The organism is Runella aurantiaca, assembly GCF_003339505.1.
Lineage (GTDB): Bacteria > Bacteroidota > Bacteroidia > Cytophagales > Spirosomataceae > Runella > Runella aurantiaca.
The window spans coordinates 195,028-217,122 of the sequence record NZ_QPIW01000003.1; the positions used below are offsets into that span (position 1 = coordinate 195,028).

Consider the following 22,095-nt stretch of genomic DNA (forward strand, 5'->3'; position numbering starts at 1 on the left):
AAACCTTCAAATCAGTACTTTACGGATCGTTTGGGTTGAGGGTATAAGAACAGACAAGCCCCATTTCGGCTTTAAAAACCGCTCCCGGCTCCACCTTAAAGCCCGGTTTTAATTCAATAAAATCCTTTGCTTTGCAGGCTACATTTGCCGTTCCCAAGACCCAATTGGTTGCCTGAATCGCTTTGCCAGTTTCGGGGTTATTGATGCGATTGAGGCTGATGTCATCGTTGGGATGGGTCAACGAAACTATTTGAGGGTTGAGTTTACATTGGAGAAAAATAGAAAGGGTCATGTCGAAGTTGGTGCCATTGTCGTACGAACCTGCAACATACACCCGGTCGTAATTGCCCAACGCCATAGCGCCGAAACGGTCGTCTTCGTATCCTAAATTAGGGAAGGTATAAGCACCATTGAATCCAAAATTGAGATCAGTCGTCCCGTTGGCATTGACCCGCAGGAGGGTTTTACTCCAAGTATTAAGGCCAAACACATCGCCTCCCACTAGGATTTTACCACTCGCCAATACCTTGATTGCATAAGCCCTGTTATCTGCTGGATAGCTAGTAGAAGTATAGATACCGTCGCCCGAGAACGTATTGTCGAGGCTACCGTCTACGTTATAGCGAACGAGCACCATCACCCCCGAAACCAGTGCAAGTCGTCCTCCTATGATGAGTTTACCGTCGGGCTGAATGGCCGAACACCAACCCAACGCCTGTTCCATCCCAAAATCAGTCACTGCTTTTCCATCCCCATCAAAGGTATTATCCAGACTTCCGTCGGCATTGAGCCGATAGGCTACAAAGTCTTGATTAAGTTCGTAGCCGCTGATGATGATCTTGTTGTTAAAAATATGGACCGAATTGATTTCATCGGTCCCGATGGTTCCCCCCAATTCTACCTTGCCGTCGGTATCGAATGAGACATCCAATGTACCGTTTGGCAAGAGCCTTGCCACCGTAGATTTATAAATACCTATGCCACCGGTAGAGATACTGTAGCCCGCCAACACGATTTTGCCGTCCGGTTGCAGGGCCATTGCTTTGCAATAGTCTAACCCGAAAATATTGACCAGCACTTTTCCATTGGTTCCGAAAGTATTGTCCGTCGTACCGTCAGGCAACAACCTTATCACCGCAAAGTCACTATCGGTGCCATTGTATGCTTGCCCCGCCACTACGATTTTTCCATCAGGCTGAAGGGCGATGGCATTGGCGTATGCCTCATTGGGCAGGATGGTACTGCTAATGATGAGTTTTCCATCTCCCGAGAATGTTTCATCCAAAGCTCCGCTCCTTAGATACCTCGCAATGGCAAATTGTTTAGCAGCGCTTGAAGTGGTATAACCAGCCACCAGTATTTTTTCATCCGGCTGAACGACCATACAGCGCGCCTGCTCTGCTTCATCGCCAAAAGAGAGATACAACCTGTTTTCAAGGGTGTAAAAACGGTAAAAGCCATGCAAACGACAGATGCCAAAGTCTTCGTTGGTGCCATTATGAACCGAGCCGGCCACGATGATTTTGCCGTCATTTTGCAAAAGCATTGTATTCCCTTTGTCATGCTTTCCTTCTGTAAAAGGGATGGTGCGAATACCATCTCCTGAAAATAAGGTGTTTAAGTCCCCATCGGATTGATACACCAGCACCACAAAGTCGTCGTTGGCGGGAACATCAATAATAGCGCGGGTACCATCCAACAGAATTACTTCATAGCTATACGCCGGCGTTCGGGTGGTGCCGCCAACGACAATGTCGCCGTTGGGTTGGAGGGTTATCGCATTGCCCCGGTCGTCGCCGGGATTGATAGAGGTCGTTTGTTTACCAGTGTCGTTGAAGTTTAAATCCAAACTGCCATTCTCGTTGTAGCGTACCAAGGCTACGTCATCGCTTGTACCGTTCCAGATTTTACCTGCCAAAACAATCTTTCCATCCTCCTGAACAGCTAGGTCGTAGGCATAGTCGTCGGTAGAGTTGCCAATGTCTGTGATGGCCTTGCCGTCGGTATCGAAGGTATTATCTAAAGTCCCGTTGGCATTCAGACGCATCACCCCAAAATCTCTATCGGGTGCCATAAACTCCCACGTGTATCCTCCTACCACTATTTTACCGTCAGGTTGCAAAGCAACTCCCCGAGCTACGCCTTGAAAAACGCCGAAAACCGTACCTGCACTGCCAAAATCTGCATCTAATGTACCCGTACTCAAATAACGCCGTACCACAAACTGACTGTTTTGGGAGCCCGCCACCACTATTTTTCCATCCGTTTGGACTGCAACATCATAATAAAAGTCGTTCAAACTGGCATGGGTACGGATTGACCCCGTGCCGTTGAACGTATTGTCTATGTTGCCGTTGGGCAGATACCTCAAAATGACGAAATCGTACAATTTATTGGGGTCCGAAGTATCGTGTACCTGCCCGACCACCACTATTTTTCCGTCAGACTGGATGGCCACGGCATTGGCCTGTGCAGTAAGCCCTGAGTAACTGAAAACCACTTTACCATCAGTTGAGAAAGTATTGTCTAAAGTGCCGTTAGGCAGTAAACGTATGGTAGCGAGTCCACCGTTGCTGCTTCCAACCACTACTATTTTTCCGTCTGATTGCAGGGCTGAACCCAACGCAAATTCGATGCCGTTGCTGGCCCCCGGAAAGGTGATGGAGTTTTTTCCATTCGTGGAAAAATCAACGTCCAATGCGCCGTTAACCTGAGCTTGCACCGTTTGAAAGTAAAAGAGAAGCCAGCAAAGAGGAATCATTTGATGCCTAATTGTACGAAGGAGGCACTGCGCATAATAAGCAGGAGTGATAAAGGTTTTCATGGTAAAGTGGTTTTATGGATACTTCGGATTTATGACATTTACCTATGCTTGATTTGTGCAAGAATAGGGCAACGGCATTTTGAAAGCATGACTGTAAGCCATCCATTAAATGTTTCAAAGACGGTTAGGAAAACCAGTAAGCGACCGCTGAAAATGCCAACTTTACAGGGTATTGCGTGAAGGATTTGGTTAGGACAAAAGTCGGAAAGTTTAGAATAGGGGGAAATAACTAATAATAGGTATTTTTATACCTATTTCTCGGTATAAACAACAGATTTTGGGCCTGTTGTGTGTTTAAACAAGCTGATGTTGTACCGCGTATTTGATCAATGCAAATGAAGAATTGACGCCGAGTTTTCGGAAAATATTCCGACGATGGGTTTCAATGGTGAAATAGCTCAAATTAAGTTCCCGAGCCATTTCAAGCCCGGTCATTTCTTGCGCAATTAGTCGGATGATTTCTATTTCGCGGCGAGTGAGGGCTTCGTCGTGTGGGAGCATTTTTTCCGCCTGCGTCAGTGGCTGTGTCAAGGTATCCATGACCGTTTCCGAAAAAAACGTATGTCCTTGCGACAAGCTTACGATGGCGCTTTGAAGTTCGGCTTTGGTGGCTTTTTTCGATAAATATCCTTTTACACCCGCTTGAATAGCGGTTCGGATTCCTTCGGCATCTTCACGGGTGGTAAGCATGAGTACTTTCAGGTGCGGGTGGGTTCTACGCAGAGCAAGGGTCAATTGAACACCGTCCATCTGCGGCATAAAGTAGTCGCAGATGAGCACTTCAACCTCGCAAAAAGACAGCTTACTGAGGGCTTCCTCTCCACCAAAGGCCGTTCCCACCAACTCCACCCCCTCAATTGCCCCTAGTAGCATGGTCATACTCTCGATAAAAATGGTATGGTCGTCTACCAGAAATATTTTAATGGGGGAAGCCATGGTGTGTAGAAGTCATGATTTATGTTTTAATTAATAAAAAAACTATATTGGTTACAATACATCAAGGGAAAAAATATGAGAGCATTTACCAAACGGTCGGTAGTACTGTCTATCATTATACTGTTTTCTGTGGTTACTTACGGGCAGTATTTTAGGGTCAGTTATTCCGTTGATAGTCTCAAAAAAGTATTATTAGCCGTTGAAAGCAAATCCGCGCCCACCCAAAAAAAAGAAATACTTACGCTCAATACCTTAATCGCAACTGCATTCAACAAAGATGCTCAGTTTGACAGCAGTTTGAGTTTGTTGAGAAAAATTCTCCCTGAATTGCAGGCTCAAAATATGCTTAATGAGATTGCCGAAGCTCATTTCCATATCGGGTGGGCACTGCAAAAAAGAGAGTTGTACTTTGAGGCCGTTAAATCTTTTGAGGAAGCCATCGTGGCGGCCCAAAAAGCAAAAAACGACAGTTTGCTTGCCATCAGTCATCACTGGGCAGGGATAAGCTATAGCGACCAAAAAGTCTATCCTAAAAGCCTTTGGCATTATAAAAAAGAGCTTGAAATTTGTAAAAAAGCAAAACTTAAATTTCAACATGCCGATTGCCTAAACTCCATTGGACTCCACTATTTTGGGTTTGAAAAAATTGATTCAGCATTTTATTTTTTCGATGTATGTCGCAAAATTTCCGAGAAGAATCAGTTTGATATACTCCTCCCGATTTCTTACAAAAATGTAGGAAAATGCTACTGGGCGCTTGGCAATGAACAAAAGGGAACGGACTTTATTTATCGCTCAATAGAACTTTTTCTGAATCACAAAAACCCTAGAATTCGATATTTGTCTATGTACAGCTACATTGAGCTGGCTCGCTATTATGCCAACAAAAAAAACTATAATTTGTCAAACCAAAATGCTTTGAAAGGTTTAAAAATCAACGCATTGGCCAATTTTACCGATTTGCAGCAAGATTTTTCATTCCTTCTATATAAAAATCACAAAGCCACAAAACAAACTTTAGAAGCCCTGCAATATTTAGAAATATACCAAAAAGCTTCCGAAAAAATCAACCAAAATTATTTGGCACAACAGCACGCAGCATTGGATGAACGAGTGCAAAATGAGCAACAAAAAAACCAGATATACGTACTCAATCAAGAAAAAATAGCCAAACAACGAGAAAGAAACTGGTTAATAGGAGGGTTAACTGTTGCAGGAATGTTCCTATTTGTCATTGGCAAACTCTACCAGACAAATAGAAAACAAAAAAAAGTAATCCAAAAAGCTAATGAACAACTGGAAGAAAAAGTAAAACTGCGCACTGCTGAACTCCAAAGGGCATTAGACGAAATAAAACAAGCCATGCTCAAAGGTCAAAAATTGGAACGAACCCGCGTAGCTGCCGAGTTGCACGACAACCTAGGAAGTTTGCTTTCGGCCATTAGCATCAGTATGGAAGTGGTCGAAATTGGTGAACTATCTCTCCACGAGCAGCAAATTTTTGCGGGAATCCAACAACAAATAAATGCGGCTTATCACCATGTACGCCTGCTTGCTCATAATCTTCAGCCTGCTGAGCTGGAGAGAGAAGGATTAAAAAAGGCCTTGGAAATTTTTGCGGCTAAAATTAACCAAAGCAAATACTTTCACCTGACGCTTGATACCACTGCCCTTGTTCCTCTCTCTAAAGATTTGGAGTTTACATTGTACTCTATTTGCTTAGAGCTCATCAATAATACCCTTAAACATGCCCAAGCTACCCAAGTACGAATCGCTTTTGATCAACAAACGGCTCACCGCTGGCAGATGATTGTAGCCGATAATGGCAAAGGTATGATGCCCAACACAAAAGAGGGGTTTGGTATCCAAAACATCAGAAATCGTCTCGAACAAATAGGAGCAACTCTCCATATAATTCAAGAAAAGGGATTGACCTTTTTGATTGATTTTAAGACGGATGAATAAACCTTTGGCTCATTTGCTGTTGCCTTTTTCATTCTCATTTTAATCGGGCTATATTCGTTTCAGGAATAATCAGGTAGGTCATACCCATCGGAATCGTGCTTTCCTCATCGTTTTTGAAATTTTTGATTTGACGATTTAAAATTACGGATACCGATTTCATGCTGATTGTAAAAATGCGACATTCTATTTTGTTTTTAGCACGCTAAAAACAGGTGAATTATGAGAAGAGGTTGAAAATTAGACTTGAGGATACCATAATCAAAAATCCCTGCCATTCGAAGTAGCAGGGATTTTTTAATTTTGGGCAAACCGTAAATTACCGCGTTTTTACGTATTCATCCCAGTTGATTTCGGCCTGCGGGCGGGCCAATTGCCTGAAAATTGTACCACGGTCAATGGTTACATCTACGTTTGCGGCATTGAGGCGATCGTAGCGACGCAAATCTACCCAACGATGTCCCCAAGGCTCGGCCCAAAGCGAATAACGGCGTTGGAACAAGATTTCGTCAATAAGGGCATCTTTGGTCGTAGCGCCCGTGTAGTTTCCAATACCCGCAGCAGTACGAATACGGTTAATGGCCGCCACTGCTTCTGTGGTTTTATTGAGCTGGGCGTTGGCCTCAGCAGCAATCAGCACCAACTCTTCGTTACGGAAAAACTTTACCTCAGAGGTGTTGAGGGCAAAACGGTTGTCTTGGTACAAACCCGCCAGAGGTGTTCCATCTGATGTAACCGAGACAGGAGCCGTACGTCGGAAAAACTTCGCACGGACGCGTGCATCTCCCGCAATGGTATCACGTAAGACCGATGGGTGCACCACCATCATGGTGCTTACATTGGCATTTTTGACAAAAAACAACGGGTTAAACGTATCTGGTGGCGCCCCGAAGGTATGGGCAGGGCCTGCTTCTAAACTACCAGTTGCACTATAAAAGGATGCGGTTACTGCATCCAAAGCACCTTGCCAGTCCTGACGATACACGGCCAAGCGCGCCGCAATGGCACGATTCAGTTGACGCAGTCCAGCAATGGTTCCGAAGCCATTTCCTGTGAAACCAGACGTCAAACGTAGAGGAAAATTCCCTGTGCCAGCACCGCTCAATTCGGTATTGCCTTCGTCCAAGATGCGTTTGATTTGGGTAAACGACTCTGCAAGCGGCAAGAAAGGCCCTGGATTTTGAACGTCTTTGACATCAATTCGAATCCCATTGTCGTATTGCCCCATTGCCACAATCAGGTATTGGTACGCCATGAGGGTTTTGGCAAAGCCCGAAACCGCATTTTTCTCTTCGGTCGTAAAAGTATTGGTATTGCTAACGGCATCAATCACTGTCTGCGCCTGACGAATGGCAAAGTAAGGTTGCTGATACGTATTCAAATATCCAAACATGTTGGCTGTTGCCTGACGCCCGTTCATGCCGAGCCAATCAGTTTGCCAACGAGGGTCAGAGGCGTTTAAGTACCACAATTCACGCCCCATTGTTCCGTACAACATTGTCACGGTAAAGAGATAATCACGGTGACGCGATTCCAACCCAGTTACCAAGTTTTGCACTTGGGTACGAGACGCGTTTTGACTCACACTTCCCAGCGAAGGGTTGTTGGGGTCGTTGGGAGTATCAAGGCTGAAAAAGTTACAAGAACTCATCATCAACAACAGCCCTGCAAAAACCGGAGTATATAAGTGTATTTTTTTCATGTCCGTAACGCATTAAAATTCAACAACTAAATGACCAAAAAAGCGACGCTGTGTAGGATAAGGAGCAATATCTACCCCCGATGCCACGGCTTGCAACCCAAAAGTGGAAGTTTCGGGATCGTAGCCACGGTATTTGCTGAACGTCAATGGGTTTTGGCAAGAGAAACCTACGCGCACCCGTGATATTTTATTGTTGGACCATTTATTCAATGAGGTGGTAGGGACAGTGTAGTACAACGCTGCCTCGCGCAAACGAAGATAGGTGGCATCTTGTACCCAACGGTCGGCGCCGTTGTGAGGAGCTAAGCCCCGCTGACGGCCGTTAGGCACGCCGTCGCCGTTATCGTCATCGTCCCAGTCAGGAGAGGTTCCGCCGCCATCCCACAAAAACTCGGTTAGGTTGATATTATCCCCTCCTTTTTTCCAGTGCCAAAGCATGTTGAAATCAAAGTTTTTGAAGAAGTTGATTTCATTGCTCCACGACATCTGAAAATCAGGCTGGTTATCTCCCAAAATGTACGCCCCTGTACGCACACCTTCAGCGGCAGGCGTATCATTGGCATCACGCGCTGGGCGTGTACCTACGATGGTCGTTGGCGAAAAGCCCTCTTGGTACAGGAATGTCCCCAATGTTACCCCAAAAGCCCCTAAGTTGTAGGCAGGGATCCCCAACTTGGTAAGAAGAATGTCGTTTTTCCACCACAACACCCGCGAACTCCAGCGAAACTTTTCTTTTTGGGCAATGGTTCCTCCCAACGAAAGCTCTACGCCACGGTTTTGGAGTTGGGCTAAGTTAGTAGGAATAGTACTGATACCCACCGCAGGAGAAAGTTGCAAATTCTGAATATTACTGCGGGTTTGCTTATCGTAGTAGGTCGCTTCCAGTTGGATTCGGTTGTTGAACAATCCTAAATCTAGCCCAAACTCCAACTCACCCGCACGCTCAGGCTCAATGGCGGCATTGCCCGCCGCAGTGGTCACCACCGAGCCAAGCAATCCGCCGATATTGGCCGAGTTGAGCGGCGTAAATGTGGTTCCAAAACCTGGTACTCCAGCGGTTTGTCCATAGGCAACACGCGGCTTGATTTGTGAGAAAACAGAAGACAAGCTCGATGAGCGAATGAAGTCAAAGTTGGCAATGTTGATGGCCAAAGATGCTTTCGGGAAAGCCCAAAACTTGTCGGCATCGCCAATAAGGGTTGATTTATCCCAACGTACGCCCGCCGTAGCGATGATTTTATCATCCCAGTTGGCTTCTTGTTGAACAAACGCACCCACGTCGGTAATGGTCTGAAAACGTTGGTCAAAAATCTCTTGTACGGTTCCTTGACGCAAGTTGGTTTGACCTCCTGCCAATCCACGCGAGCGGTTGAGCAAGCGGTCTTCGCGGAAGTTAAGCCGCACCGCACCCGCTTGCGATGTAAGATTGACTTTCCTAATGTTCCAGTTATAAACCAATGCCGTTTGGAAGTTGGTATTCACGTTTTCGGTTTTTCCCCAAATCACATCGCCTGGGTTTCCTTGAGCGCGTTGGTATTGCAAATCTTCGGGAAGATAAACAAACGTTGTTCCTTGGGTATAGTCCAATCCTCCTTGTCCTACCAATTTCAGTAGTGATTTTTCTGACTTGTAAAGATTCGCCGTCAGGTTAAACGACTGAATAAATCGGTTGACATTGGTGTTGTTGATACCACGGTCGGTTACGGCCACGGGATTTTCGGAGAAGTAAGGGTTGTCGGGGTAGCGACCGCTTTCATCGGGGAAAAGGTTGTAATAATTGGGAACATAAGCGATGTTGTACCCAATACTCGCCCCTGAGTTATTTTGGTTTCCCGTAAAACCCCGGTCGGAGTTGGTATTGATGTAGTTTGACCCTACGGATAAGGTAATATCGTTGGTCAGTTTATGGTCGATATTGGCACGTAACGAATAGCGTTTAAAGCCCGTACGTCGAACAATGCCTTTTTCGTCGGTCAAGGCTCCCGAAATGAAAAACTTGGTTTTATCGTTCCCGCCCGAAATTCCCAAACGAGTGTTGGAAAGTGGTGCCGTGTTTCCGTAAAAATACTTTTCATAATCCCAGGTTTGGCCATTGGCCGCACGGAAGCGGTCTAACTCCGTCTGCCGACGAGCAGCGGCAAAAAATGTGTTGATTTTAGCTTCCGTCCAGTTGTCTACCCCAAATAGTCGTTGTGGAGTAGCAAATCCGTAGTCTTGGGCAAACGATACTTTTGTTTTGCCTGCACTACCGCGTTTGGTGGTGATGATGATTACCCCGGCATTGGCCCGGGTACCGTAGATAGCCGCCGCCGATGGGCCTTTGAGTACTTCTACGTTTTCGATGTCGTTGGGGTTTAAGTCTGAAATCCGGTTAGAGGCATCGTCTTGGGTTTCCGCTCCTGCGCCTGTGACCGAGGCACGACCCGAACGATTAACCCCGTTGTTGGCATAAACTCCGTCAATAATGTATAGAGGCTGGGAAGCGCCTACCAGCGATGAAATCCCCCGCAACTGAATCGAAACCCCGCCTCCTGGTGCGCCACCGTTGGTGTTCATGTTGACCCCCGGCAGTTTTCCGTAAAATGCGTTGTCTACTGTTTGGATTTGGGTCGTTCCCATGAGGTCTTTAGCCGAAAGGGTTCCTACCGCGTTGGCCAAGTTGGAACGTTTGATGCTCGACGCCAAACCTGTTACAACGACTTCCTGAAGGTTTGAAACGTCTTCGATGAGCGTTACATTAATGGTGCTGTTGTTGCCAACAGCCACCTCTTTCGATTGAAAACCAATGGAAGAAAAGACCAACGTCGCGTTGTTTTGACGGAGCGTAATGGAGTACGTTCCATCTGCCCCGCTGGTGGTGCCAATTGTGGTGCCTTTCACAACGACATTTGTTCCTGGGATAGGGGAGCCATCGGCGGATTTGACCGTCCCACTGACTTGGTTTTGGGCAAAGGCAATTGCGGTTAGTAACCACATCCCCGTCGCAAAGACTAGTCTTGCCATCGAAAAATAGGTAAATTTTAACATGAATTTGGTGATTTAGTTTATATTGAAATGGTTTATTCAACTCAAAAACAAAAGCGAATGCTTCAATGTTTTGAAACCAAGTTGGCTATAAGCCACAGAAGATTTTTACGCTGTTGCTAGAGAGTTGTTGAGAGCAATAATATTGAAATAATTCTAATCTTAAAAAGAATATAACTAAAAATATTGCTACTTAGGGGCACAATAAAAACAAAAAAGTAGAGCACCCTATCAATGGATATAGGGTGCTCTACTTAAAATCAATTTAGAAATTACAAACTCTTCAAATAAGCAATGCTTTTTGGCACTTGCTGATACCAAGTGGGGCTTTCGTCTTCGATGAAATAATGCTTAATACCGATTTTCTTGGCTTCCTTAATTACACCCGCCACGTCGACCTGTCCTGTGCCCAACACTACGTCGTTTATTAAGGGTGTACCGCCGGTCAAATCGCCTTTTACGCCATTTCTGAGGTCTTTGAGGTGAATGAGTTTGAAGCGATTGCCGTATTTTTTCAACAAACTAACGGGTTCAGCTCCTCCGTGAAATGCCCATAGGATGTCTAATTCAAAGGATACATATTCGGGGTTGGTGTTTTTGACAATGTAGTCAAACAAGGTTCCGTCTTCGTAAGGCTGGAATTCGTAGCCGTGGTTATGGTAGCAAAACGTGATGCCGTTTTCTTTCAACACTTTGCCAATCATATTAAAATCATCCACGGCTTTTTTGGCTTCCTCAAACGTAAAACCACCTTTGACTTTGTGCGGAATCCATGCGCACATCAGGTAGCTAGAGCCTAGCAATTTGGCCGTTTTGGCCGCCGCTGCGGGGTCTTTTACCAATTGTTCGTAGCCTCCGCCCGTTCCGGGGATTTTGATGCCACGCTCTTCGCACATTTTTCTGAATTCTTCGGGCGTGGTGCCTTTGGCGGCTCCGCCTTCCAATTCGGTGACTCCCAACATTTTGAGGGTGTCGAGCGTGGCGGCTACGTCTTTAGGAAAACTGGCGCGGTAGGTGTACGCCTGCATTCCGATGGGGAACGTGTATAATTTGCCTTTTTGGGCAAAAACTTCGCCAACGGCACTGATAAACAAAAGGGAGAGGCTTAATAAAATGGTTGCTTTTTTCATTGTATTCATTTTGAGTTAGTTACTGTTTTTTAACCGCAGAGAAACAGAGTTACACAGAGGAAGGAGGATTTAGATTATAACTTTCGTTTTTTCAGTTGCTTCACAGCATAATCGGCCGCGCGGGCGGTGATGGCCATGTAGGTCAGAGACGGATTTTGGGTACCAGTGGAAGTCATACAGGCACCGTCGGTCACGAACACGTTTTTGCAACTGTGTACTTGATTCCATTCGTTCAACATCGACGTTTTGGGGTCTTTGCCCATGCGAATGCCGCCCATCTCATGAATATCTGAACCCGGATTTGCGTGCGTATCCACACCACGAATGTTCTTAAAGCCTGCCAACGTAAACATTTCGGTGAGTTGTTCGAGGTAGTCTTTCACCATTTTATCGTCATTTTCCGTCCACTTCACCGACGTCACCAACTGAGGAATTCCGTAAGGGTCTTTTAAGTTCGGGTCCAAACGCACATGGTTGCTTTCGATGGGCACGGTTTCGCCCATCATCCACGCGCTGAGGTTCCAGTTGCCCAATTGCGGATGCAGGAGCGCGTCTTTGAGTTCTTCGCCGATTTCGGCCTGTCGCGTGAGGCGTCCCCGGCCGCCACCGATGCCCGTGGCGTAGCCGCGCAGAAAATCACTTTCCTGTTTGTGGAGATTCCTAAAACGCGGAATATAGGCGTTGCTCGGGTTTTTCCCGTCGGTCATTTTATCGTAGTAGCCTTCATATTCGGCGTTTATGCGGCCGCGATAATTATGCCACGCAATGTATTTCCCTAAGGTACCGCTGTCGTTGCCTAGGCCGTTGGGGAAACGACTTGAAATGGAATTCAACAAAATCAGGTTGCTGTTGAGTGCCGAGCCGTTGACAAAAATGATTTTAGCGTAAAATTCTATCACTTCCTTTGTAGTGGCATCTACGACGCGTACACCCGAAGCCTTTCTTTTCTTCTCATCAAAAATAATGGAATGCACCACTGAATGCGGGCGCAGAGTCATGTTGCCCGTTTTGGCCGCCCACGGTAAAGTGGAGGCATTGCTACTGAAATAACCGCCAAACGGACAGCCACGGTTGCAGAGCGACCGGTGCTGACATTTGGCGCGGCCTTGGTCGTAGTGGATTTGCTGCGGGTCGGTAATGTGGGCACAACGCCCCTGAATCACGTGGCGGTCTTTGTAATTTTTGGTGATGGCCTCCTGAAAATGTTTTTCGATGCAGCTCAATTCAATCGGCGGCAAAAACTCACCATCGGGCAATTCTGGCAAGCCGTCTTTATTGCCCGAAATCCCCGCAAATTTTTCGACGTGGCTGTACCAAGGCGCAATATCGGCGTAGCGGATGGGCCAATCGGTCGCAAACCCATCGCGGGCGGGGCCTTCAAAATCAAAGTCCGACCAACGCTGCGTTTGGCGCGCCCACAACAGCGATTTGCCGCCCACATGGTAGCCGCGCGTCCACTGAAACGGCTGTTCTTCCACAAACGGCTGTTCTCCTGGCTTTAAAGCCCAGTGCATGGTTTCTTCGCGCATGAAACTCGCTCGACCGTTGGGGTATTGATTGCGAATTTCCAACGGTACCTGACCGCGATGCTCAAATTCCCACGGATGTTTATTGGCGGTTGGATAGTCGGTTACGTGTTGTACATCACGGCCACGCTCCAAAACAAGGGTTTTGAGCCCTTTTTCGCACAGCTCCTTCGCGGCCCAACCGCCGCTGATTCCTGAACCAATCACGATGGCGTCGTAGGTACGGTCTTTGATGGAATCTATATTAAGGTATGACATTTGAGTATTGAGTAAAGAACATGGGGTATAAAGTATTAGGTATTGAGTACGAACATTGGTGTTTCCGTCTCAGTACTCAATACAAACTACTGGCTACGTTTTTACGGGCACACACCCGTAATAATGTCCTGGCGCTTGATTATATTTCAGGTGTTTGGTCTGGACGTATTCGGAGGTGGTAAACCCGAGAATTGTCAGTGATTTTACAAGTGCTAAATAGTCTTTTTGTGTCTGGTCGGCCGACATTGCTACCTTCCCCAAAACGTCTTTACGTTGGAGGGAATTGCAGTCAACGAAAGCCCGGAGATAGCGGTCTTTGGCAATGGCATCGGTTTTTTCAAGGCCTTTTTTGACATTTTCCTGCACGTCTTTTTCGTAACAATCCAACAGCATTTTTTGGATAAAATCAGGTACGCCCAAGTCTTTGGCTCCGGGCGTATCGGTCGTTGGAATAATTGTATCCACCACCGAAACTAGCAACGCTTCTTGTTTAGGCGAAAGATTTAACGCCCACCTTTGGATAGTGCTCGGGCTCCACGCTTCTGCCCAAGTGGGTAAAACGACCAATCCGCCTGCTGCTAAGGTGACATTTTTAAGAACTTCCCGTCGGTTCATGTCATGAAAATCGTTTAGATAAAGTTGGGACAGTGCTATTGGAAGAAGAAATCATCTTTTTTATTAAAGTCCAGAGTACTATTTATTTACTGAATGGCTATTTTCTGTCCATTAACTGCCATGCTTGGTCAATTCCATCATAAATAAACATGAGACCTGTCATGCCTCTGTATTGTTGAACGGTATCAATGATAAAACCGCCCCCTATATCGAAATGAAGTTTATTGGCGGAATTAGTTGAGCTAGAAGCTAAATAGATTTTTAATTCGGCTCCTCTCCCTACCATGATATAAACAACCCGACCATCTACGCCCCCGGCAATGCCTTTGAGATGTACTGTTCCTGGGCCATCAAATCGAATGACGGATTTTCCATTTCGGTCTAAGTTGTCGAATGTAATATCGTTTGTGTTAAAACTTTTGGTTTCAATAGCCAACTCAAGGGCGCCATTTAGGGTAAGTGTAGAAGAGGGAGTGTCATCGCCGATTCCTACATTACCATTGCCCTGAATAGTCATTTTATTGGTGGTGTTGATGGAGTTATTTTCGGTCGTATAAAAATTTATTTTTGCTCCATTGTTGACATCGGTCCAGTTTTGGTTAGCTACCATCTCAATCCGAGCTCTGGAAGAAGTATAGCCAGTGCCGTTATACCCTTTGGCTCCGAAGCGTGCCAGGATATCGTCTTGGAGGGTGGGGGTGGGAGTGATAGTACTGCCTCGGGCTCCAATCCCGAAAATGGCCGGGGCATCACCACCATAGCGATAAATAGCAATTCCTCGATCTGAATCGTTTGGTTGTTGTACTTCTAATTGATGATCGGGAACCGTAGTTAGATAATTGCCAATTCCTACTTTCCCGTCATGGTTTACAAATAGCCGACTCAAGGCCAGAGTTGTATTGTTTTGAGTCGTAAAAATCTCAGCTTGCGTTCCCCTGTTATTGTCGTTCCAGTTTTGGGTAGCTTTAAATCGTATTGCTCCCTGAATACCCGTAAATGACCCGCCTGCGTACCCGCGTCCTTCAACGCTGAGCAACAAATTACCCGATTCGGTGGCGGACGGGTTGGCATGACTTCCATTGATTTTCACTCCGATGAGATTGGGAATGGCCGTACTTCGAAGAAATACATTCTCATATTGGGTATAATCCGTCTCGATTCGGTTGGGTCGAATCAGAATACTTTGGCAAAAAGAAGCGATGTTGGCACACACGATGGCGAGGGTAAGGATAGGCTTTTTCATAGTCTGATTAAGTAATTGAGTAAAATACTATTGCAGCAGAAATGACAATTCTAAGTTACTCAAATCTCAAACGGGAAAGCATTAGTATCCCAACTTTCTCATCGCTTCCGCGTAGCGGCGGCCTAGCTCGCGGGCGGCAGGTGCGTCAAAATGCGTTTTATCGCCTTTCTCCGCCAACCCTGCGGCTTCAACGCAAGCCGTGTGTTTAACTTTTTTGGGTAATTGGCGAAGTTGCTCATTGATGTCTTTTGCTTCGGGAATACGATTCACGAAGAAATCGCCCAACGTACCGACCACAAACGGCACCTTACGGGCCGATAATTCTTTACGAAAACGCTTGATGAGCGCCTCTAATTTTTGGGTATAACTTCCTACCAATGCGGGTTTGCTGTCGCTTTCGCCCTGGTGCCACAAAATTCCTTTCAATTTCCCCGCGGGCAGCGCTGCTTTCGCCCGACGAAGGGCATCGTCGTAGGGATAGCTTTTGGTTTGGTCGTGGTAGCCACCCGGTTGCCACGAGTCAATGGCCGACCCACCCACGGCCGCGGGTATAAGACCTATGATGACAGATGTATCAACCTCGGCCATTACGCGGGCAAATTCCAGCCCAGGCCCAACGCCCGCTTCGGGTTTGTCGAAGTGCATGGGTGCAACGGCAGGGACCCACTGATTGTCTTTGTTAAGCATCCAAATACGCGGATGTGGCGTGCGGTCAGACTCTTCCACCTTGCCGCGCCCCGCCATGTTTGATTGACCAACGAGCAGATATAAATGCAGTTTTTTACCCTTAAAATTAGGGTTTTGGGCCACTGCTTCCAAAGAAAAGAGGGCGAAAACATAGAAGAATAAGTATTTCATAAGGGATTGAATGGTTTTTCGCAAAGGGCGCAAGGGGGATTAGTCTTTAAAATATTTTTCCAAGACCTCTTTCGGTTGCCATTGGTCGGGTTTGCGTACAACGTTTTTATAATCAAATACTTGTGATGAAATCTCAGCTGCAGTCAGCGGGAAGGTATCACCGTATAATTGCTGATGTTTTCTTAGATCTTCCATCATTGTTTTTACCTTGGCGGTGTATTCGGGTTTTTGAGCCAAGTTGTTAAGTTCGTGCGGGTCAGTTTGTAAATCAAATAGTTGGACAAAATCGACTTTTGGATAACGAATCAACTTCCAACGTCGATCACGAATAGCGCGCTGCGAGAACGTATAGGCCGTAAAGACTTGCTCACGCACCGATTGGGTTTTGTTCTGAATAATTCCCGACAAATCTTTCCCTTCCAAATCTTTGGGAGCGGCTACGTTGAGCATTTTACAGATTGTCGGAAACAGGTCGAACAGATACACAAAAGCGTCACTTTTTTGGTTTTTAGGAATGCCCTTTCCGCTCATAATCAGCGGCACCCTCATGCTGTGTTCGTAAAGGTTTTGTTTGCCCAACAGGCCATGACTTCCCATTGCTAGGCCGTTGTCAGCGGCAAAAACGATGATGGTATTTTTGTCTAATCCTTTCTCTTTCAGCTTCGCCAGAATCTTCCCAATGGCTTCGTCTAAGTGCGTAATCATGGCGTAATACTCCGTAAGTTGTGATTTGATAACCTCGGTGGTTCGCGGATAAGCGGCCAGCATCTCGTCGCGCACGGTCATATCGCTGCCAAAATTGAAGGGATGCGCGGGCATAAAGTTTGGCGGAAGTGGCACGGTACCGTAGCGTTTGAGATAATCGGGCAAAGGCGAGCGCGGGTCGTGCGGGGCCGTAAACGCTACATAAGTGGCAAAAGGCTTGTTGGCCGATTGTTTGTCTAAAAACTGAATGGCCGTTTCGGCAAAATGATCGGTAGAGAATCCTTTTTTGATGGGGGTCGTAAAGGTTCCGTCGGGTTTCAAATCACACATCGGAGTTTGATAATGGTCGGCCATTCCGCCGAGCATCACGTTTTTGGCTTCCATAAAACTCGCTCCCACGGCCGCGGGTTCGTTGTGCCATTTGCCCGTCATAAAAGTAGCGTAGCCATTTTGGCGCAGTAGCATCGGCCACGTAGTGACGCCATTTAGTTTGTCAGTTACTCTAAAAAAGCCTTTTCCGCTCATCAACATGGCGCGGCTCGGCGCACAAACGGCCCCGTGATTGCCCCCCAAAATATGCGCTTCGCTGAACAACATACCATTACGCGCCAATTGGTCGAGATTGGGCGTTTGGACGTAAGGATTGCCGTAACAACCCAAAGCATCGGCGCGGAGGTCGTCGGCAAAAAGAAAGAGAATATTGGGTTTGGGAGATTGGGCGTAAACTGACTGATAAAGCAGAAAACAGAGCAATAAAGATACGTTCCGAATCATGGCGTTGCCGTTGGTTTATTTCTGCTTTTAAAAAGCATTTTTTGGCAATCAACTACTAAATAAAAGAACCGTATAAGGCCATAAAAAACTTATACGGTTCAACGCTTTTAAAAATCCCCGTAATTCACCTGCAAACACGGCAAACCCAGCTCCAAGCGCCACAAATCCACGACTTGGTTGCGGTCGTCGAGCACAAATTGCACGAAATATTGCCCTTTTACGTGCGCTTCGTAAAGCTCTTTTTTGACAACAGCATCTTTGCGCATATCTCCCGTCGTACGCATATAGAGCGCGTGATAAGGGATATTGTTGTATTTCAGCCAATTGAGCGTCGGCGTCCGCGCTTTCTCTTCTCGACCCGACATCAAAATAATTTTGACACCCAAAGTGTAATAATTTTTGATGATTTCGGCAATGGGTTGGTTGAGATCATCCAATTCGCACGACATGGTATCGTAAGGGCTTCGGTTTCTCAAAATAGCCAACGTGCCGTCCAAATCACACAGGATAGCAGGCGGCAAAGTTGGGTCTTGGGGCTGATAATGCGGCCCGCGCTCATCGCCCAACACGTGGGTTTTGTACATACGTAAAATCACGTCGCGGCCTACTTTTTTCTCCCGTACTTCATCCCGTGCTAAGCTTTCTTCCAATGAAGTGTTCATTTCCCGAACCTCTATCTGCACCTGTTCTCCCGTTTCTTTGCAGTATTTCTGCACCACCTGACGAATGCGCTCCACTGGGCGGTCTGATAAATTTGTATCATCAATGATGACGTGTTTTCCATCGCGCAGAGCTTCCACTAACATCAAATCACGGACTCGCTCTACAAACTTTTCGTTGTGTTTTGAATGTTCGCTGTTGTCGAGCATGGCGCGGAGTTCGTCTTTGTTCAGCCGTTTGTACATGCCCTTGTTCTCGTCCAACAGTTGTCGGGCGAGAGTCGATTTTCCGCTGGCGGGCAGTCCCCGCAGTAAGATTACTTTTTTCATTTTTTATACATCATAATTGGCAAACGGCTTCTGAAATACGGGGCGCAGTTGCTTCCAAATCACGTCGTCATAGGGCTTTTGGTCAAACATTTTGAACAAAACCGCTGGGTAACGACAGGTTTGAAAATACAGCGCAGTGTCTTTACGCGTTTCTAAAATTTTGAAATCAGCCTTACAGATCGCTTCAATTTCCGCAAATTGCGCCAAAAGTTGCGCGTGGGTTTCCTTGACCCACTCATAAAATTCATCGGGTACTTTTTCCAGAATCGGCGTTAAATCCTGTCCTGCTTTCAAATACTCCCAAATGCTGACGGTTGAAACGCCCGTCACAATTCGGTGGACGCGCTGGTATTCTTCAAACTTCACTTTCAAACGATATCCACTTTGAAAACGCACCACAAATCCTTCTTTGTTTTCTTCCTCCAGCGTTTTCAGCAACTGTAAATCGTTCAGGCCGTCGTAGCGTTTGACGATTTCAAAACCGCCTTCTTTTAGAAATGCATGATGTTGCGTTTCTAAAACATCAATTCCCGTTTGGTTATCAATGACCGCCAAAAGAACCAATTTGCGTTCGGCTCCGTAATCCACCACAATGCGGTTTTCGGGATAAATGATTTCGAATAAATACGTCTTGGTCGGGTCTAAATTCGGAATAACGGGGGCGTATTGGGTATGCAACATGTCCGTAGCCATCAGCGCCTGCTCGCTCGAAAACGACCCGCGCGAAGCGATAAACGGCTTATTATCATACCAATACAAAATCCCTAATGAACCGTCAAGTTTCTCAAACACTTCAAAAGGCTCGTTGGGAATGACTTGGTTTTCCATTTCGCCCAAATTGAAAAACTTCCCAAAAGGGCGTGCCACGATGTTATATTCCTCATCTAAAATCAAGCCTCTGCACGCCAGCGTCAATTCATTCCAAACGCGGTCGTATTGGGTTTTGGGGGTATAGTTGTAGATGTACAACGGTGCCGTGGGGTGCTTTTGCACCTTGATGTAATCATCGGCAATGAGTTGTTGTAAGGCTGCGATATTCATCGTTTTAGGTAGACTTGCCAAGTTTTTCAGCATACCTGAGGTAAACTTGGCAAGTCTTGTTGATTTTACAGATTTATTACCTGATTCCAGGGAATAACTTTGGCATTTGATCGAATTTGGTTTTCCTCTCCTGCATAGATCAGAAAGTTATCTCCTCCGATGGATGAAAGTTCTCGATACAATCGAAGATTTCTAAAATGTTCTGGATTGATAGTAGCGGTGTATTTCATCTCAAACAGATTGATTGTACCTACTCCTTCTTCGAGCAAGTCTATTTCGTTACGATTGCTATCCTGCCAAAAATAAAACTGTGGGGAAACGCCTCGGTTGAAACGGTTTTTTGACATATCGGCGATGATGGCGTTCTCGAATAAACTCCCTCGCTGATAATACGTTTCCACTTGCCGGGCATCCGTCATATTGAGCAAATGACAAAGCAACCCTGTATCATAAAAATAAAGCTTGGGACTTTTGATCAGTCTCTTATTAAAGTTTTGATAATGAGGCTGGAGCGTAAATGTAATGTAACTGCTTTCTAAAATAGACAGCCACGCTTTGGCGGTAGGAGAGGTAATTCCACAGTCAGTGGCCAATGAACTTAAATTAAGGGGTTGGCCAACTCTTCCGGCGCAAAGACGCAGAAAGGTTTGAAAACTGCTCAATTCTTTTACTGCCAATAATTCCCTTACATCACGCTGTACGTAGGTTTCTATATAATTGGAATAGAATTCGTCAGGCAGAAGACCTCGCCCGAATATTGCGGGATAATTCCCCGTAAAGATGTGATAAGCAATGGATTCAGAAAGCAGGTTTGCCTTTGACAATTCGGCATAACTCAACGGTAACAGCTTCAAAATGGCTACTCTTCCCGCTAAACTTTGGGTGATATTTTGTAACAGCAAAAAGTTTTGAGAACCGGAAAGTACGTACTGCCCCATGATTTGGTCTTCATCTACTTTGGTTTGTAAGTAAGAAAAAAGCTCAGGAACGCGCTGTACTTCATCAAAAACCACAAATTGGTCATAGGTTTTCAGAAAACTATTGGGATCTTCTTTGGCAAAAGTCCTTGTCGTAGGATTTTCGAGTGAAACATATCGGTAATTGGGCAGCAAGTTTTTGAGTAAAGTTGTCTTACCCGATTGCCGGGGCCCGGTTAGTGAAATAATCGGGAATTTTTTTACTAAATCAAGGATTTTCGGAGCTAACAATCGGTCAATCATAAGGGTATTTTTATGTAAATTTAAAATTCAATTTTAAATTTACATAAAAATACTCCGACAAACTTCTACTAAGAAAGTAAACTCACTTACTTCGCAGAACCGAAAATTTGCTTTAATTGATCCAGTACCTGCCCGCCGCCTGAGATGGAAATGGTGTTGATTTTATCGGCGATTTTCTCGACGTATTCCATTTCTTTCAGACGAAACAGCATTTCGTTTTCTTCCATCAGTTTGGCGGTGTTCAGCAAACTGCGCGTTGAAGCCGTTTCTTCGCGACGCATGATGGTGTTGGCTTGCGCTTTCTTTTCCGCAATGAGCACTTGGTTCATGATTTCCTTCATTTCGCCGGGCAAAATCAGGTCACGAATCCCGCATCCAATAAGCATAATTCCCAGCGTTTCGGCTTTACCGGCAGCGGCATTGATAATAAAAGCAGACGCGGCCTCTTTTTTCTCCAACAATTCATCCAACGTCAACGTGCCAATGTACTCGCGCAGCGCCAATTGCATCACGATATAGAGTTGTTTTTCCGCATCTTTGTTTTCGAGCAGCGCTTTCAGGATGTCCGTGACTTTATATTGCACATAAAAGTTGATGCGCAAAGCCGCTTTGTCTTTGGTCAGGATTTCCTGTCCCGAAATTTCTAACTGCAGTTGACGCGTATCGACTTTAGAAACATATACCGAAAGGTTGTTGCGCCACCAATAGTGCGTTCCGGAAGCTAATTGCTTTTGGTATTTCCCATCCACAAACAGCAGGGCTTTTTCGTAAGGCTCCACGGTGTAAGTTCGCATATAAGCCAGCACCTCTTTGGAGGTCAACGCCGCCAGATCAATGTCTTCCACAATGTCTATTTTGCTCAAATCTACCGTCAGATAACGATATACCACAATGCTTTTCCAGAAAGCATGACGACCAGGTTTTAGGACATTTGTGAATGTTCTGTTTTCATATTGTAAAACAATTTCATGGTCTTTGACCTCAATGACATCCAACATGGCCTTCAGTTTTTCGTCTTGCAACAAGATATTCAGATTGCAGGGAGCCGCAAAAGGTTGAGTGAGGTCATAAAGCTGCACCTTCTCGGATGGCATCAGCCAGTAGACGCCTTCAGTAAGGGTTTTTACATAACTTCCTTTGCGGAATACCAATCCGGCTTGATAAGTATTGATTCTGATGATTTTCATGGTTGTAGGAATGTGAGTGTTTTTAAAATTTGTTTTAGCTAATGACAAAAAGGACTTCATTCATCCAAGGCGGAAGGCGGCTTGAGCGGCGAGCGATGCAA

15 protein-coding genes are annotated in these 22,095 nt (G+C 45.8%); 1 reads left to right on the forward strand and 14 read right to left on the reverse strand.

Annotation, left to right across the window (positions count from 1 at the left end; all coding sequences use genetic code 11):
• Positions 1-19: 19 nt before the first annotated feature.
• The gene (locus tag DVG78_RS06185) at positions 20-2,824 is read right to left on the reverse strand and encodes a 3-coathanger stack domain-containing protein (protein ID WP_114460192.1); all 2,805 of its coding nucleotides are present in this window, start codon (positions 2,822-2,824) and stop codon (positions 20-22) included.
• 294 nt (positions 2,825-3,118) lie between these two features.
• Entirely contained in the window at positions 3,119-3,760 is a 642-nt protein-coding gene (locus DVG78_RS06190; protein WP_114460193.1) for a response regulator transcription factor, read from the reverse strand.
• Between the two features lie 75 nt (positions 3,761-3,835).
• Between DVG78_RS06190 and DVG78_RS06195 the strand changes: the two genes are divergently transcribed.
• Entirely contained in the window at positions 3,836-5,725 is a 1,890-nt protein-coding gene (locus tag DVG78_RS06195) for a tetratricopeptide repeat-containing sensor histidine kinase (protein WP_114460194.1), read from the forward strand.
• A gap of 316 nt (positions 5,726-6,041) precedes the next feature.
• Here DVG78_RS06195 and DVG78_RS06200 read toward each other — a convergent pair whose 3' ends face one another.
• The 12 genes from DVG78_RS06200 to DVG78_RS06255 all read right to left on the reverse strand — a co-directional run bounded on the left by DVG78_RS06200 (position 6,042) and on the right by DVG78_RS06255 (position 21,994).
• On the reverse strand, positions 6,042-7,424 hold the full coding sequence (locus DVG78_RS06200) for a RagB/SusD family nutrient uptake outer membrane protein (RefSeq protein ID WP_229598149.1): 1,383 nt from the start codon (positions 7,422-7,424) through the stop codon (positions 6,042-6,044).
• Between the two features lie 12 nt (positions 7,425-7,436).
• Positions 7,437-10,451, reverse strand: coding sequence for a SusC/RagA family TonB-linked outer membrane protein (locus tag DVG78_RS06205; RefSeq protein ID WP_114460195.1), 3,015 nt, complete (start codon positions 10,449-10,451; stop codon positions 7,437-7,439).
• 269 nt (positions 10,452-10,720) lie between these two features.
• The gene (locus DVG78_RS06210; protein ID WP_114460369.1) at positions 10,721-11,578 is read right to left on the reverse strand and encodes a sugar phosphate isomerase/epimerase family protein; all 858 of its coding nucleotides are present in this window, start codon (positions 11,576-11,578) and stop codon (positions 10,721-10,723) included.
• A gap of 74 nt (positions 11,579-11,652) precedes the next feature.
• Complete coding sequence (locus DVG78_RS06215) at positions 11,653-13,362, reverse strand: GMC oxidoreductase (RefSeq protein ID WP_114460196.1); 1,710 nt, start codon at positions 13,360-13,362, stop codon at positions 11,653-11,655.
• Positions 13,363-13,455: 93 nt separating this feature from the next.
• Complete coding sequence (locus DVG78_RS06220) at positions 13,456-13,977, reverse strand: gluconate 2-dehydrogenase subunit 3 family protein (RefSeq protein ID WP_114460197.1); 522 nt, start codon at positions 13,975-13,977, stop codon at positions 13,456-13,458.
• 97 nt (positions 13,978-14,074) lie between these two features.
• Complete coding sequence (locus DVG78_RS06225) at positions 14,075-15,220, reverse strand: hypothetical protein (protein WP_114460198.1); 1,146 nt, start codon at positions 15,218-15,220, stop codon at positions 14,075-14,077.
• Positions 15,221-15,301: 81 nt separating this feature from the next.
• Positions 15,302-16,078 carry a sialate O-acetylesterase gene (locus DVG78_RS06230; protein WP_199563208.1) on the reverse strand — a complete coding sequence of 259 codons (777 nt, stop codon included), beginning with the start codon at positions 16,076-16,078 and terminating at the stop codon, positions 15,302-15,304.
• A 39-nt stretch (positions 16,079-16,117) separates the two neighbouring features.
• The gene (locus DVG78_RS06235) at positions 16,118-17,557 is read right to left on the reverse strand and encodes a sulfatase family protein (protein ID WP_114460199.1); all 1,440 of its coding nucleotides are present in this window, start codon (positions 17,555-17,557) and stop codon (positions 16,118-16,120) included.
• Between the two features lie 107 nt (positions 17,558-17,664).
• The gene (locus tag DVG78_RS06240) at positions 17,665-18,546 is read right to left on the reverse strand and encodes a phosphatase domain-containing protein (RefSeq protein ID WP_114460200.1); all 882 of its coding nucleotides are present in this window, start codon (positions 18,544-18,546) and stop codon (positions 17,665-17,667) included.
• Positions 18,547-18,549: 3 nt separating this feature from the next.
• Positions 18,550-19,587, reverse strand: a complete 1,038-nt coding sequence (locus tag DVG78_RS06245; RefSeq protein ID WP_158549980.1) for a T4 RnlA family RNA ligase — start codon at positions 19,585-19,587, stop codon at positions 18,550-18,552.
• A 65-nt stretch (positions 19,588-19,652) separates the two neighbouring features.
• The gene (locus DVG78_RS06250; RefSeq protein ID WP_114460202.1) at positions 19,653-20,807 is read right to left on the reverse strand and encodes an ATP-binding protein; all 1,155 of its coding nucleotides are present in this window, start codon (positions 20,805-20,807) and stop codon (positions 19,653-19,655) included.
• Positions 20,808-20,893: 86 nt separating this feature from the next.
• Positions 20,894-21,994, reverse strand: coding sequence for a slipin family protein (locus DVG78_RS06255; RefSeq protein ID WP_114460203.1), 1,101 nt, complete (start codon positions 21,992-21,994; stop codon positions 20,894-20,896).
• Positions 21,995-22,095 lie beyond the last annotated feature (101 nt).